The sequence below is a fragment of the Streptomyces sp. NPDC093261 genome (genome assembly GCF_044753645.1).
Lineage (GTDB): Bacteria > Actinomycetota > Actinomycetes > Streptomycetales > Streptomycetaceae > Streptomyces.
Genome location: NZ_JBIVNO010000015.1, coordinates 200,893 through 201,254 on the forward strand (window position 1 = coordinate 200,893; position 362 = coordinate 201,254).

The following is a 362-nucleotide window of genomic DNA, read 5'->3' on the forward strand; positions in this document are numbered from 1 at the left end:
AGCCCGGGCGATCGCCGAGCGCCCAGGCCCGACCGGAGCGTGGGCCACCGCCGCCCGTTCAGGGCTGACCGGAGTGGGGATGATCGCCACCCGCCGGCCGGAACGGGTCGGGGGACACGGGCGGGACGGCGGCCGTCGGCTTCCTTACCGCTTGTGGCCGTTGCCGTGGCCGTCGGGATGCAGGACGACCTTGGTCCAGCCCTCGTCACGGGCGTCGAAGTGCTCGTAGGCGGTGGGGGCCTCGTCCAGGCTGAGTTCGTGGGAGACCACGAAGCTCGGCTTCGCCTTCCCACCGGCGATCAGATCCCGCAGCGCCCGGTTGTACCTCTTCACCGGCGCCTGCCCCGTGCCCATGTGCTGGC

Annotated in this window: 1 pseudogene; it reads right to left on the reverse strand. The window is 72.7% G+C overall.

The annotated features are described in order from the left end of the window. Positions 1-144 precede the first annotated feature (144 nt). Positions 145-362 (reverse strand): annotated as a pseudogene (locus ACIP94_RS27985) (aldehyde dehydrogenase); the annotation flags it as partial.